The sequence below is a fragment of the Micromonospora sp. HM134 genome (assembly GCF_007833915.1).
GTDB lineage: Bacteria > Actinomycetota > Actinomycetes > Mycobacteriales > Micromonosporaceae > Micromonospora > Micromonospora wenchangensis.
Map to the genome: position 1 here is coordinate 2,555,752 of NZ_CP041061.1, position 13,955 is coordinate 2,569,706.

At 70.2% G+C, this 13,955-nt stretch carries 14 protein-coding genes and 1 tRNA gene; 8 read left to right on the forward strand and 7 right to left on the reverse strand.

The features are described from left to right. Positions 1–114: 114 nt before the first annotated feature. The 3 genes from cmk to FJK98_RS11440 all read left to right on the forward strand — a co-directional run bounded on the left by cmk (position 115) and on the right by FJK98_RS11440 (position 2,433). The gene (cmk, locus tag FJK98_RS11430) at positions 115–795 is read left to right on the forward strand and encodes a (d)CMP kinase (protein ID WP_145918998.1); all 681 of its coding nucleotides are present in this window, start codon (positions 115–117) and stop codon (positions 793–795) included. After that, positions 792–2,189, forward strand: a complete 1,398-nt coding sequence (gene der, locus FJK98_RS11435) for a ribosome biogenesis GTPase Der (RefSeq protein WP_145918999.1) — start codon at positions 792–794, stop codon at positions 2,187–2,189. Before cmk ends, der begins: the two co-directional genes overlap by 4 nt. A gap of 170 nt (positions 2,190–2,359) precedes the next feature. Beyond that, positions 2,360–2,433 (forward strand) — tRNA-Pro (locus FJK98_RS11440). Between the two features lie 123 nt (positions 2,434–2,556). Here the strand turns inward: FJK98_RS11440 and FJK98_RS11445 are convergent. Then, entirely contained in the window at positions 2,557–3,795 is a 1,239-nt protein-coding gene (locus FJK98_RS11445) for an FAD-dependent monooxygenase (RefSeq protein ID WP_145919000.1), read from the reverse strand. Between the two features lie 70 nt (positions 3,796–3,865). Here FJK98_RS11445 and FJK98_RS11450 point away from each other — a divergent pair, with 70 nt between their 5' ends. Beyond that, a complete protein-coding gene (locus FJK98_RS11450; RefSeq protein WP_145919001.1) occupies positions 3,866–4,489 on the forward strand; it encodes a TetR/AcrR family transcriptional regulator C-terminal domain-containing protein in 624 nt (207 codons plus the stop codon). A 399-nt stretch (positions 4,490–4,888) separates the two neighbouring features. On the opposite strand, the gene FJK98_RS11455 is transcribed toward FJK98_RS11450, so the two are convergent. The 4 genes from FJK98_RS11455 to FJK98_RS33945 all read right to left on the reverse strand — a co-directional run bounded on the left by FJK98_RS11455 (position 4,889) and on the right by FJK98_RS33945 (position 7,341). Further along, positions 4,889–5,341 carry a SitI3 family protein gene (locus tag FJK98_RS11455; protein WP_145919002.1) on the reverse strand — a complete coding sequence of 151 codons (453 nt, stop codon included), beginning with the start codon at positions 5,339–5,341 and terminating at the stop codon, positions 4,889–4,891. A 13-nt stretch (positions 5,342–5,354) separates the two neighbouring features. Next, a complete protein-coding gene (locus FJK98_RS11460) occupies positions 5,355–5,765 on the reverse strand; it encodes a hypothetical protein (RefSeq protein WP_145919003.1) in 411 nt (136 codons plus the stop codon). A 173-nt stretch (positions 5,766–5,938) separates the two neighbouring features. Then, on the reverse strand, positions 5,939–6,457 hold the full coding sequence (locus FJK98_RS11465) for a DUF6244 family protein (protein ID WP_145919004.1): 519 nt from the start codon (positions 6,455–6,457) through the stop codon (positions 5,939–5,941). A 56-nt stretch (positions 6,458–6,513) separates the two neighbouring features. After that, entirely contained in the window at positions 6,514–7,341 is an 828-nt protein-coding gene (locus FJK98_RS33945) for a hypothetical protein (protein ID WP_240762755.1), read from the reverse strand. Between the two features lie 635 nt (positions 7,342–7,976). On the opposite strand from FJK98_RS33945, the gene FJK98_RS11475 reads away from it, so the two are divergent. After that, positions 7,977–8,723: a DUF6193 family natural product biosynthesis protein gene (locus tag FJK98_RS11475; RefSeq protein ID WP_145919005.1), complete on the forward strand. Its 747-nt coding sequence runs from the start codon at positions 7,977–7,979 to the stop codon at positions 8,721–8,723. Positions 8,724–9,459: 736 nt separating this feature from the next. Here FJK98_RS11475 and FJK98_RS11485 read toward each other — a convergent pair. Beyond that, positions 9,460–10,926, reverse strand: coding sequence for a condensation domain-containing protein (locus FJK98_RS11485; RefSeq protein ID WP_145919006.1), 1,467 nt, complete (start codon positions 10,924–10,926; stop codon positions 9,460–9,462). 201 nt (positions 10,927–11,127) lie between these two features. Between FJK98_RS11485 and FJK98_RS33150 the strand changes: the two genes are divergently transcribed. From FJK98_RS33150 to FJK98_RS11495, 3 genes are all read left to right on the forward strand, one after another. Continuing rightward, positions 11,128–11,268: a hypothetical protein gene (locus FJK98_RS33150; RefSeq protein ID WP_168222416.1), complete on the forward strand. Its 141-nt coding sequence runs from the start codon at positions 11,128–11,130 to the stop codon at positions 11,266–11,268. Between the two features lie 168 nt (positions 11,269–11,436). Next, the gene (locus FJK98_RS11490; RefSeq protein ID WP_145919007.1) at positions 11,437–12,231 is read left to right on the forward strand and encodes a sugar phosphate nucleotidyltransferase; all 795 of its coding nucleotides are present in this window, start codon (positions 11,437–11,439) and stop codon (positions 12,229–12,231) included. After that, positions 12,228–13,370: a glycosyltransferase gene (locus FJK98_RS11495; protein ID WP_145919008.1), complete on the forward strand. Its 1,143-nt coding sequence runs from the start codon at positions 12,228–12,230 to the stop codon at positions 13,368–13,370. Before FJK98_RS11490 ends, FJK98_RS11495 begins: the two co-directional genes overlap by 4 nt. Here FJK98_RS11495 and FJK98_RS11500 read toward each other — a convergent pair. Beyond that, positions 13,312–13,668, reverse strand: a complete 357-nt coding sequence (locus FJK98_RS11500) for a cytochrome P450 (RefSeq protein WP_370517037.1) — start codon at positions 13,666–13,668, stop codon at positions 13,312–13,314. The genes FJK98_RS11495 and FJK98_RS11500 overlap by 59 nt on opposite strands. Between the last annotated feature and the right edge of the window lie 287 nt (positions 13,669–13,955).

The window sequence follows — 13,955 nt, forward strand, 5'->3', positions numbered from 1 at the left end:
CCCGGCGGCGCGGAGGAGACCCGCGAGGCGCGGGATGATGGACGACGATGGACGACCGCTCAACGGCGTCGGGACGACCGGCGACCCGCGAGGTACGGGCTGAGGAGGACAACGGTGGAGGAAAACGTACGGGCCGGGCGCTGCGTGGTCGCTGTGGACGGGCCGTCCGGTTCGGGGAAGTCCACCGTCTCGCGGCGGCTCGCCGCCGGCCTCGGTGCCCGCTACCTGGACACCGGCGCGATGTACCGGGCGATCACCTGGGCGGTGCTGCGTTCCGGCGTCGACCTGACCGACGCCGCCGCGGTGGGCAAGGTCGCCGAGGAGGTCGAGCTGCGCATCGGCACCGACCCCCAGGGGTACGCCGTGACCGTCGACGGGGTGAACGTCGACCGGGAGATCCGGGGTCCCGAGGTGACCGGCGCGGTCTCCGCGGTGGCCGCCGTCCCGGCGGTGCGGGCGCTGCTCGTGGCCCGGCAGCGGGAACTGATCACCCACGCCGGCCGGATCGTCGTCGAGGGGCGGGACATCGCTTCCGTGGTGGCCCCCGACGCCGACCTGAAGGTCTACCTGACCGCCTCCGAGGCGGCCCGGGCCCGGCGACGCAGCGCCGAGGACGCCGTCGACGTCGCGGCGACCGCCGCCGACCTGGCCCGCCGGGACCGCCTCGACTCCACCCGCACCGTCGACCCGCTGCGGCAGTCCGCCGACGCCGTCGAACTGGACACCACCGAGCTGGGCATCGACGAGGTCGTCGACCGGCTGCGTGGGCTGCTCACCGAACGGGGAGTGGCATGAGTGACGGCTGGGTGGAGCTACGCGAACCGGACGTCGAGACCGACGAGCCGACCGGCCCGCAGCCGGTGGTGGCCGTCGTCGGCCGCCCCAACGTGGGCAAGTCGACGCTGGTCAACCGGCTCATCGGCCGCCGGCAGGCGGTCGTCGAGGACACCCCCGGGGTGACCCGGGACCGCGTGCCGTACGACGCGCAGTGGAACGGCCGCTCGTTCACCGTGGTGGACACCGGCGGTTGGGAACCGGACGCGAAGGACCGGGCGGCGGCCATCGCCGCGCAGGCCGAGACGGCGGTGCTCACCGCCGACGTGGTGATCTTCGTGGTCGACGCGATGGTCGGCTCGACCGACGTGGACGAGGCCGCAGTGCGGATGCTGCGTCGCAGCGCCAAGCCGGTGATCCTGGTGGCCAACAAGACCGACAACAGCGCCATCGAGCTGGAGGCCACCTCGCTGTGGTCGCTGGGGCTCGGCGAGCCGCACCCGGTCTCCGCCCTGCACGGCCGGGGCTCCGGGGAACTGCTCGACGCCATCCTCGACGCCCTGCCCGAGGCCCCCAAGATCGTCGAGAACCGGCCGCGCGGCCCCCGCCGGGTGGCCCTGGTCGGCCGGCCCAACGTCGGCAAGTCCAGCCTGCTCAACCGGTTCTCCGGAGAGGAACGGGCGGTCGTCGACTCGGTCGCCGGCACCACCGTCGACCCGGTGGACAGCCTCGTCGAGATCGGCGGCGAAACCTGGCAACTGGTCGACACCGCCGGGCTGCGCAAGCGGGTCGGCAAGGCCAGCGGCACCGAGTACTACGCCAGCCTGCGCACCGCCGGGGCGATCGAGGCGGCCGAGGTGGCGGTGGTGCTGCTCGACTCCAGCGAGCCGATCAGCGAACAGGACCAGCGGATCCTGACCATGGTCGTCGAGGCCGGCCGGGCGCTGGTGATCGCCTTCAACAAGTGGGACCTGGTCGACGCCGACCGCCGGTACTACCTGGACAAGGAGATCGACCGGGAGCTGCGCCGCATCCCCTGGGCGATCCGGCTCAACCTGTCGGCGCAGACCGGCCGGGCCGTCGACAAGCTCGCCCCCGCGCTGCGCAAGGCGCTGGCGAGCTGGGAGACCCGGGTGCCCACCGCGCAACTCAACCAGTGGCTCACCGCCCTGGTGCAGGCCACCCCGCACCCGGTGCGCGGCGGCCGGGCCCCGAAGATCCTCTTCGCCACCCAGGCGGGTGTCTCCCCGCCGCGGTTCGTGCTGTTCACCACCGCTCCCCTGGACGCCGGCTACCAGCGTTTCGTCGAGCGCAAGCTCCGCGAGGAGTTCGGCTTCGAGGGCAGCCCGGTGGAAATCTCGGTACGCCCCCGCAAGAAGCTCGGCCCCGGCGGTCGGGGCAAGGCCCACGGCTGACCCGTCACCGGACAAGGGCTGCCGCTCCCACCTCGGGAACGGCAGCCCTTGTCGTATCCCCGCTTCGAACGGTGGCGGTGTGGCCGGCGTGGCGGGGGGCTGTGCGCGCGGTACGAAGATCCTGCGCTAAGCTGTACCGGCTGCCGCGGGGGAAACCACGCGGGGAGCATCGGGACGTGGCGCAGCTTGGTAGCGCACTTGACTGGGGGTCAAGGGGTCGTCGGTTCGAATCCGGCCGTCCCGACAGCACGAAAAGAGGCCGTCGACCGGGGCATGCGCCCTGGCCAACGGCCTCTAATTCGTACTGCGGCAGTAGGGATTCTCTGATCTAGACGGCGCGTAGCTGGGGGGCCACCTGGGGGGTCGCTCAGGCGGCGTGGATTGGTACCGGGTTCGCGGGGAGCTGCCAGCCGCCGCCGCGGTCTTCCTTCGCGAAGCGGGCGGTCAGGTCGGGGATGTGCAGGAAGCAGGCCAGCGCGGTGGTGGCCTGGAAGGCGTCGATCGCGGCCTGGCTCGTCGGCATGCCCAGGCGCAGCAGGCGCGGATTGACTTCTGCCTGGATCTGGTTGATGAACGGCCGCAGCGTGGTCTCGTAGTTGGCCAGGGCGGTGGTCAGGTCGTGCGGGCGTCGGTTGATCTCGCCGGCCAGGACGTAGGCGCCGACCAGGCCGCCGGAGATGCCCATGCCGCTGTAGGGGGAGGCGCAGTGGGCGGCGTCTCCGGCCAGGACGACCCGGCCGCGGGACCACGAGTCGATGCGGACCTGGGCGATCTCCTGGGAGTAGAAGAACGGGCTGGTCGTCATGCCGTCGATGAACCGTTCGGTCTGCCACCCCGCGTCGCGGAACCGGCCGGCCCAGAACTCCTGCTGGACCTCGACCGGCTGCCGGTGGATTGCCGAGGCTTCGGCGGATTCCTCCCGCATCACGAAGTACACCTGGGTCTCGGCCGGGTTGTGGCTGCGGCGCATGATCTGCCGGCCGCCCGGGACCATGTACGTGTCGCGGATGTTGCTGTCGGAGGCGATGCGCGGGACGAACCAGTAGGCCATGTGGATGCCGACCCGCCAGTACGGGTCGGCGTCGTCCGGGAGGATGGCCTGCCGCAGACGCGAGCCCTGACCGTCGGCGGCGATGAGAAGGTCGAACTCGCCGGTGGATCCGTCGGAGAAGTGTGCGACGACGCGGTGTTCGTCCTGTTCGAAGCCGTCCACGCTGCGGTCGAAGAGGTATTCGGTGTCGTCCTTCGTCGCGTCGTGCAGGATACGCACCAGGTCACCGCGCATGATCTCGTACTCCGAGGTGAGGGTCTGCCGGCCCCGGCCGGAGGTGTTGGCCATGATCGTTGCTTTGGCCCGGCCGTGCGCGTCGATGAAGGCGACGCCTGCCTCGTCGACCAGCTTGCCGCGTACGGCTTCGAGTAGTCCCATCCGGCGGATGGCCTCGATGCCCTGACCGCGCAGGTCGACCTGGGCCCCGCTGGCCCGCAGGGCGGGGAAGCGTTCGGCGACGGTGACGTGGTGTCCGCCGCGCGTGAGCCAGAAGGCCAGGGCCTGCCCGGCGACGCCACCACCGGCCACGAGGATGCGCAGAGAGTGCGTGGTCATGTCCCTCACCCCAAATTCTATTGGTGATAGATTCTCTCCGAGGTTATCTATCGGCGATAGACTTGGCAACGTGACGAAAATCCGCCGCGAGATCGTGGTCGCCGAGGCACTCGCCCTGCTCGACGAGGCCGGGTTGGACGGCGTCAGCACGAGGCAGCTGGCGAAGCGGCTGGGCGTCGAACAGCCCACGCTCTACCACTACTTCCGCACCAAGAAGGACCTGCTCGCCGCCCTGGCGCAGGCGGCGATGGCACCGCACGCCACCGCACCGCTGCCAGCGCCCGGCGACGACTGGCGCGCCTGGTTCCTGGACAACACCCGAAACTTCAGGCACACCCTGCTGATGTACCGCGACGGTGCGCGGCTGCACGCCGGCAGCGCACCCACCGGCGACCTCGACCGGATCCGTCACAAGATGGCATTCCTGGTCGCCTCCGGCCTCCCCGAACGCGACGCGCAGATGGCGATGCTGACGGCAAGCCGTTTCACCGTCGGCAGCGTGCTGGAGGAGCAGGCCGACACAGGATCAGGTGCGGACCTACCGCCCGACATCCCCACGATCGATCACGAGTCAGCCTTTGAGGCCGGTCTGTCCCTCATCCTGGTCGGCCTGAGCGACACCAGCCGACCTGCCGGACCCATTCCGTGTGAAATCCGGCGCAGCGACCTACGTAGCGCCACGAGCATTCCCTAGCGGGCTATACGGCCGGTGAGCCTACGATCGATGCACCGCAACGCGTGTACGCCGACAGCCGACTTCTGACCCCCAAGCACCCCTGAGTTCGGTGTCAGTACGCCGCGCCGACCGTGCCGAACCGCGGACCTCGCCGCCCCGAAGGTGGTCCCCACCGGGCGGGCATGCCGTGGATGACATGCACCACCCAGATCTCGGCTGTCAGGCCGATCGAACCCACCGCAGACCTGTCACGCCCTGACCGATCCGGTCAACGGGGGGGTCCCGGGTCCGCGCGCCGCCCAGACCGGCGGGTCTTCGACGCCCTTGCGGTGGTCTCTCGACTCACCGGCGGTCCCGCTTCGCCGCACGCGGATGAAGACCGGTGCGTAGGGGGCGGCAGTGGCCGGGAAGCCCGGTTCAGGTGGTGAAGAGGTGGCTGAGTTGGTAGTGGTCCCACCAGGTGCTGCGGTGGAGGCGGACGACTCTGTCGGTGCGGGTCAGCAGCAGGTAGTTGCCGTCCTGGATCAGGGCGGCGTCCTCGGTCCGAGCGGCCAGTACCCTGGCCACCGCTGACAGCATGTTCGGGATTGCCTTGTCGGCCAGGTCGTCGGCGCGCATCGAGAAGGTGACGTTGACGTAGGTGGCGGGTTCCCATTCCCAGCGGGCCTTGTCGTCGGTCTCGGCTTCGTAGTAGCCGTGGGTGCCGGGGCGGACGGTGACGGCGTAGCCGCGTTGGTCGTACAGGCGGGCGGTGAACAGGCGCGGGTTCGACGTCGGCTGCGGCGTCTCGTCGCGGGTCGCGGCGGTGAGGGCGGCGATCTCGTCGACGGCAGGATCACCGGCCAGGACCAGCCGGAACTCGACGCCCATCGCTGCCCTCTTCTCAGTCTCGGCGGATGATCTGGTGGATCGTACCGTCGGGTCTGACCATGACCAGTTCCTTCAGCCCGTCGATCGGCCAGGCGTCGAACTGACGCCGCAGGGCGGTCATGTCACCCTGCCAGTCCTTGAGGTTCACCACCACCCGCTGGGTCTGCGCGTCGTCGATCTTCTCCTGTATCTGGCTCCAGATGTTGCGTACCGAGGTGCGGGCCGCTGGCGAGTAGCAGTCGAAGACGTGCCCTTCGACGAGGTAGTCAGGGTCTTTGTCCGGGTTGCCACTGTCGCCCGTGTGCACCCGGGCCTCATGGGTTTCCTGCCGGGTGGGGTTCTGGTGTACCCGGTAGCCCTTGCCGGCCACGGTGTCGGCGCAGTCGTTCTCCAACTCCAACGCCCGGCGGGTGCTGTCGTCCACCTTGGGGCCGATCCTGGTGCGCGGCCCGGTGGGAACACCACCATCGACCCCGGTGGGTTTCCTGCCCCACGGCGTGAACTCGTGAGGGCCGGCCAGTTCTCGGCCGTGCGCCACGGGCTCTGCGGCGATGGTGGAGGGTGCGGGGCTGACCGGGAGGTGACGGTCAGCCCCGATCAGTTTCCCGAAACGCCCAACTGCCGGGCCTGGGCAGTCGCGGCTTCGACGGCCCGCTGAGCGGTGCCGCAGCGCTGCACGAGGAGCGCCAGCACCTGCCTGATGCTGTCGAGTGCCGGACCTGACTGGCCACCGTGCAGCACCGTGCTGACAAGCTGACGGGCATCGTCGACGTGACTGATCGTCGCGGTGGTGGCCTCACGGGCGCTGACCATGCGCTGCCCGACCGGCGCCAACCCGGCCATGGTTTCCTGCGGGGTGCTCTGCTGTGGCACGCTGGCGGCGGCCGTGTTCGCCTCCCCGACGGCAGCGGCGAGGCTGCCCAGCCCGCCGCGGATGGTGGAGAGCGCCATGCGGATGCGCGCGACCCCGCCAGCGACCGCAGCGAACCCGGCACCCGCAGCCCGCACCGCGATCTGCTGGGCCTGGCTGTCCGCCGCTGCCGTGAGGCTTTGCGCCCGCTCGACACCCGCTGTCAGCGCACGCAGCTTACGGGTGATCTCTTCAACGCTCGACACGTGCCCGTCACCCCGACCGACGATCGACTCCGGAGCCTGGAACCTACCCGGCCGTTTCACCCCTCGGACACCCCGAACCCACGGACGCCGCAAGGGTGCCGACCATGCTGCGCGGTCAGGCAGCTACGACGGCATCTCGGCGAACAGAGACACGCACCCCACTGGACGTCACCTCGGATGACGGCAGCGGCCACGACCCGTTCGGCTCGCCGTCGACGCATCCGCAACGCCGACGCCGTCACACCCCGCTCCACAGCCAACTGCTCGATCAACGCGTCACCGAAACGGGTCACGCTGATCAACTCGGCGGCCTCCACGGTGATCAAACCAGCGGCAGCTGCTCGACCGAGCAACAGATCCGGATGCCCGTACGGCATCCGCGGCAACCGCGACCCGCAAGACAGATCCGCCGGCAACTCCTCGCCGCCATCGGCCTTGACGACTACGGCACCCGCCCGCCACGCCGCCCAGCACAGCCGCAACCACAACCGAGGCGCAGCAAGATCCGCCGTACGCAGGGCCTGGAGGAACCCGGCCAGGACTCCGGAGTCCACGTCGTCGTCGACTAGCTCACCGATGAGTTGCGGACTTCCGCGCAGCGGTCGCCAGTTGTCGGCGCCGACTGTCGGCCCCAGTGGCCCGCACGGCGGGCGCAGGATCCGCCGACCGAAGCGGGGGTTACGGTGGATAATTAACAATCCGACGATGAGGCTGCAAATGATCAATGTCCAGGAGTTCGCGCGACGGCTGAGTACTCTCGGCGCTGATGCGTTCACCAGCGATGACGTTGTGGACCTGGCGACTGCGGCCGATGTTCGCATCAGCGCAGACGTCGAGATCGACGCCATCGTGGCGCAGCGCTTGCTCGACCAGATCTCGCCCACCGTGCCGGTTACCGGGGCCCAGATCGCGGCGTCGCAATGGCCGCCACCGGAGTCTTCCCGTCCTGCGGCACCTTTGGTGTCGTTCTCCAGCCCTGGTGCCGTCGACGGACCGGCTGATCAGCCGACCCGACGCCGCAGTTCTGGGTCTGCGGGTAGGGGTCGGCGACCCGGCTCCCGACGAACTGGCAGGTGAAACTGCAGTCCCGGCTTTTCGGCAACCGCCAGGCTGCTCGCCGCAGCCGTCGACCACGACGCGGGCTGCGAACCCCACTCTCGCCGCCAGCATCGGCTGAGCTTCGTCCTCCTGTCCGGCTCCGTACGCCCGGGCCGGCTCGACGCACGATGATCCCGGTGAGCATGCGGATCGCGGCATGTGCGTGCGTCGTCGCCGCCCCCTAAACTCTTCCCGTCCTCGCCCAAGGTGCGGTGGCTCCGGATGACCGCGCCCGCGATCCAGCAGGAGAGGGTGGCAGCCCGTTCGAGCCGGGCCGAGTCCGGGGGATGCCTCGCCAATGGCGAGGCATCCTCAAGCCCATTCTGAGCGGACAGCGGCAATAGCGGATGCTTCGAGGCGACTCGATCCCAGCCGTCTCGCGGCTGTCCCGGCAGGGTGCGGAGGGGCAGAATCATGAACCGTGCCGGCCTATCCCGATCCCGTTGTTCTCTATCCGGAGGTTGCTGCCGAGGGCAGCCTTGCGGCGGCGTTGCGAGCCGTCGCCGTCCGGCAAGGGCTGTCCATCCCCGTGCCGGTTACGCCGTCCAGTTCGTTGTACGGCGCTCACGTTCCGACCACCGTCCCGAACCGTGAGGAGTTGGAGGTGTCAGTCAGCTATGTAGAACGACGGTGGTCTATTCGCGGTTGCGAGCGCGACCAAGGTCTGGCCCTGATCGAAGGAGACACGGTGGATCTCGCTCAGGTGGCGCGAGCTGCGCAGGCGTGGCATGACGGAGCGCCCCTGACCGAGATCCCCCAGGCTGCGCCGTTCGTGAAGCTGACTGGACGGTTCGAGGTCCACGACCGTAATCCGGCAGGGCTGGTCGAATCGGAGTGGCGGCACCTGCGTACGGAGGCGGTGGAGGTGAACTGGCCCGAGTGCCACGCGCTCATTGAGGCCGCGTACGGCGAGCCAAGGCTACGGCAGTTCTACCCCTTCACCAGCCATTGGTCTCTGCGGTTCTCCACCAGCACCCGGCCCAGCCTCTCCCGCGATGTCCTGGTGTGCCTGCATGCCGGGCGAGGCAAGGACTACACCGTCACGATGGGCTACATGGGACCGATACTCGGCGAGACCGCTACAGCGGAGGAGGCCGTGTCACTGGCCGCGCATAACCTGCCCGCCGACCTCGGTCCGGTGAGGTACGGCGCAGCAGAATCGAGTTAGTTCCTCTCCGGCAGACCATCCGCTCGTCGGCATTAGCGCGCGAGACGTCCTATGGCTACCTGCTCCTTCTCGTCCTACTGACTGCGCTCGGCACCCCGGGCCGGCCGGGTTGACGGGTTCTGTCAGGCCGTGGGTGGGTTCGATCGGCCTGTCAGCGGCGCACTGAGGGTCGTCAGTACGTCGGCCGGTCCGGGGGCCATTGCGCCTATGGCCGAGAGAGATTCACGCCGCGCACCGATCCCCGTCGGGGACGTGGTGCCCGGTGACCCGCCGGTGCCGATCACCGTGTGGCCGGTCCCCGCTCCCGGGGACGGCGAGACCATGTCCAACGCGATGGGGGTACGACTGATCTACAACCTCACCCACCCGTCGGGGCTGGTCATCGATCTGACGACGGGGCCGCAGTTGGCTCGCGCGGTCATCGCTGCGCATCGCCGCAGTCATCTTCAAGCGGCCCGGCAGGTGGGTTGGGGTCGTGAGCCGGCGATGTTGATCGTCACCGGTTGGCCGAGCGTCCTCTACGAAGATCGCAGGCTACGCATGGCGGCGGCGCCGAGTGGGCGGGAAATAGAAGCCACACTAGCTGCACAGACGCGATCGATCACAAATCAAGTACCTTCTCGACGGGTCCTTCGCCGGGACGGCCGCATCCCGGTCCTCCGCCGCGGGGCCGGGCAATTTCGCATACTGAGACAACGCGATGCGGAGACAGTGCTACCGGAAGGTCAGTACGCGGTCACGGTCCGTTGTGGACGGGCACCGCGGTGGGAACCGCCGGGTCGGACATGGCGGCTACTGCGAGGCTCTCCATGTCTCGCAGCAGCGCCTCGCCGTCCGCCGGGGTGACATACCAGCTGTCCCCGCGCAGTGTGAACATGATGCCTTCCGCGGGGTCGTCGATGCTCAGGTACAGCGGCTCGATCGGTTTGTCCCGCCACTCGGTCAGCCGGAACTCGGTGCGGGCGAGCAGCTCCGGGATCGTGTCTGCCGCCGACGCGTCCGGAGGCGTCGTGGCCGCGATTCTGGTCGTCGCGTCTCGCCGGTCGTTGACGTACGCCCACGTGTCGCCGGCCCAGCGCGCGGCGCCCGGCTGTTCGCGGGCGAGGCGGTCGATGAGCGCGAGCTCGTCCTCCGGATCGTAGTAAGCGTGCTTATACGCGAGCCGAACGGGACCGCGGGCGCGGATCACCGCCTCGTCGACGGTGGCTCCGGCGACATCGAGCACGCAGACGCCGGACTGCGTGACATGGCTCACGACCTTGCGCAGGCCCGGCCGAAACCGGTTGTTCACCATCGGCCGCAGTACAGCCGGGTTCAGCAGTTCCCGTCGGCCCAGGGCGATGGCGTACAGGGTCAGCAGGATCGTCGAGGAGTCGGCGCGCGTGCGGCGGGCGATTCCCTGCACCGCCGGGAGCAGGGCGGCGGTGGTCAGGGTGCCGGTCCAGTGCCGCCGTTCGCCCCGATCGGCCGACCGGGGCATCGGGCGCGGCGGGACGGACCGCAGCTCCGCCTCGATGTGGCGCAGCCCCGCCGCGGCCTGCCGCCGCCCGGCCGGCGAGTCCTGCCAGCGGACGAGTTCCAGCTGCTCCATGCCGCGCGGCGGCTCGGCGGCGCGGGCTGTGGTCTCCTCGAAGAGCACCGCGACGCCGACGCCGTCCGTCGCCAGGTGACAGACGACGATGACCATGTGGGTCACCGCGCCCTCGCGGCGCACCGCGGCAACACGCAGCGGCCATTCACGGACGAAGTCGCGGGCCGTGGCCAGATACGCTTCGTACACCGCTTGGGCCGTCTTCTGCGGGTCGGCGTCCCCGTCGGCGTCGTATACCTCGAAGGTGATCTCGCCGTCGGCGAACAGTTCCTGGCTCGGCCGGCCCTCGGCGTCGAACCGCAGCCTCGTGCGCAGCGAAGGGAAGCGGGACATCATGTACCGCAACTCGTCTGCCAGGTCCGCCACGGTCCGGCCGGGCGGCTGCGGCATCGGCGCCCCGATGTTGAGCCAGCCCCACCTCAGCATCAACAGCCAGACCATGCGCTGGCCCCAGGTGAGCTCCCCGGCCCCGGCGGCGTCGCCGGCGAAGGTGACGGTCACCCGCTCCGCGGGAAGGGGCGGCGCGGCGGGCGGTCGTTCGGGCGTGCCCGGTTCACGCACCACGCCGGCGACCGCGGCGTAGCGTACCGCCTCGGGTTCAGCGAAGAACATCGTCGAGCTCCTCGGGAGTGCGGGTACTGACCCGGTGACACCACCACCGCCCGGACCACTGAGGAACGACCGGTTGACGGGTTGTCAGCGTTCGGAGATTATCGCGGGCGTGACCGCGTCTTGCGAGAGTCCACATCCGACTTTCGCGTAACGCCGACGACGAGCACTCATCTTGCGCCGGTACCACCGAGGACCGCGCGTGTGGCGGCCGCTCGGGCGACGGGGCCGCGGCTGCCGGTCCCGTTCCTCGGAGACATCCAGGCCGCCGCGACGGGACTGCACGACGCCTTGCCGGTGGAAGTGGCCGAGTACGGCGACGCCTCGATCCTGACGATCAGCTGACCGGCAGGCCGTTGTCGAGTCGGGCCGGGCCCGGCTACCATGACCGGAGAGCACTGATAGAGAGTGGAGCACCTCGCGGGCCTACGTGGACCGCCGCCACTCCGGCAGACCATCTGACAGCAGAAGGCTGCCGCTGACGGAGTCCCGGCCGGTAGCCAGGAGGTCCTCGTGGTCGCACCGCTGGGCATAGTGCCGGCGGCGGGTGGGGGTTCGCGGCTTTGGCCGTACCGGGCCGCGAAGGAACTGATCCAGATCGGCTACGAGACGGTCGCGGCGGACGGCGGGGCGGGCCGGCTGGTACCGAAGGCCGCGATCGACCACGTGCTGGACGCCATGCGGCGCGGCGGGGTGCATTCGGCCTTCGTCGTGCTCTCCCCGGTCAAGTGGGAGGTCTTCCGCTATCTCGGCTCAGGCGGGCAGCGCGGCATGCAGCTGGCTTACCTGTGCCAGGAGGAGCCGCTCGGCATGCCGCACGCGCTCGACCTGGCCTACCCCTTCATCGGGGACCGGACCGTGTGCATGGGCATGCCGGACACCCTCCTCGCACCGGATGACTGCTTCGCCAAGCTGCTGGCTTTCCACGAGAAGCGCGACGCGGACCTGAGCCTGGGCCTGTTCCCGGTCGCCGATCCGCGAGCCTTCGCGCCGGTCGTGCTCGACCCGGGCACCGGCCGGGTGGTCGACATCGTCGACAAGCCCGAGGTGCCGCCGGTGGCGACCGTGTGGGGCATCGCGGCCTGGTCGCCCGCGTTCGGCGACCTCCTGCACGAGTTCGTGCGCTCGGCCGGAGCCGGGGTGCCGGGCGAGGGGCTGCTCAGCGAGGCGTTCCTGCAGGCCGCACGGTGCGGGCTGCAGGTGTACGGCTTACCGTTCGACACCGGCGAGTACCACGACATCGGCACGCCGGCCGGCCTGCTTCACGTGCGCCGCCGGTTCGAGCCGGACCTCGGCGGGTTGTCGTGAGCCGTTTCCTGTTCGTCGTCCCGCCGTTGGCCGCGCACGCCAACCCGGCGGCGGCGGTCTCCCGTGCGCTGACCGGGCGCGGGCACGAGGTCGCCTGGGTCGGCTCCGAGCGCTACTTCCGGCCGCTGCTGGGCGCGGAGGCGACCGTCTTCGGCACCGGGCTGCGCCCGTACCGCGGACAGCGCGACAGAGGGCTGAGCGCCGTGCGGTCGCTGTGGGACGACTTCGTCGTTCCGTTCTGCGCGCACATCGCGCCTCAGGTGAACGGCGCGGTTGAGACTTATCGGCCGCACGTGGTGGTCGCCGACCAGCACGCCATCGCCGGCAGCCTGGTGGCGCAGCGGCGTGGGCTGCGGTGGGCGAGCCTGGCGCCCACCCAGATGGAGCAGGCTCGGCCGTTTCGCAACGTGCAGCAGGTGGAGCGGTGGATCGAAGGCCGGCTGGCGGCCGCGGGGGAGGCGCTGCTGGGCGCCGTGCCGGAGCACGACCCGCGCTTCTCGCCCCACCTGTTGATCGACTTCACCACGCCCGCGCTGACCGGTCGCCATGACCCGTCGGCACACCTCGCGGCGGTCGGCCCGGCGCTCGGCCCGCGCCCGGGCGTGCCGGACTTCCCCTGGGCGGCGCTGGACCGGGATCGCCGACTGGTGCTGGTCACGATCGGCACCGTGGCCACCGACCTGGGCCGGGACTTCTTCGCCCGGGTGGTCCAGGCGCTGGAGCCGCTGTCCGGCCGGGTGCAGGCGGTGATCAACGCGCCGGCCGTACTGGTCCCCGACCCGCCGCCGCACGTGCTGGTCGCCCCCCGCACGCCGATCCCCGAACTGCTGCCCCGGGTGGACGCCATGATCTGCCACGGCGGGATGAGCACCAGCTGCGAGGCGCTGCTCAACGGCATCCCGCTGATCGTGGCACCGATCAAATACGACCACCCGATCGTGGCCAGACAGGTCGCCGCCGTCGGCGCGGGACGACACCGGCACTTCGACCGTACCAGCGCCGCACAGTTCACCGCATCGCTCGAAGCCCTACTCGACGATCCGGAATACCGGGCCTCCGCCGAGCGCATCGCCGCCTCGTTCACCGCGGCCGGCGGCGCCGAGACGGCAGCCGAACGCCTGGAACGGCTGGCGGCTTGATCCGGCCGGATCCGAACGGCTCCGATCCCGCGCCGGGCGACTCAGCCGCCAGCCGTACCGGCAGGTGAACCGGGCCGCGAAGCATCAGGTTGTGCAGCGGATCGGGCGCGGCGGCCAGCGCCAGATCGGGGAAGCGCTGAAGCAGCAGGGGCAGGATGATCCGGCCCTCGGTGCACCCGAGCATCGCACCGGGACGGTAGCGCGGGCCGGCGCTGAAGGCGTAGTGCTGGTCGTCGCGGCGGGTCGGGTCGGGGAAACGCTCCGGGTCGCGGTTGGCGGCCGCCGTCAGGACGAGCACGGTGCGGCCCGCCGGAACCGGGACGCTGGCGACCTCGGTGTCCTGCGCCGCGTAGCCTGCCAGTCTCGGACAACAGTGCATCACGGTGGGGCATGAGGGCCTCCGCAGGTTCGGGGTAGGACGTCGCAATCCACACCGAGCCCGAAGGCCCTCACCTATTTCAAGATCTACCCGTCACCAACGTCTGTGGGCAGTACAGCCGGGCCAGGCGCAACAGGACGTTGCCGGCGCCCAGCTCCATGTCCGCGGCCAGCATCGCGCGGAACCTGGCCGGCCGCGTCACGCGG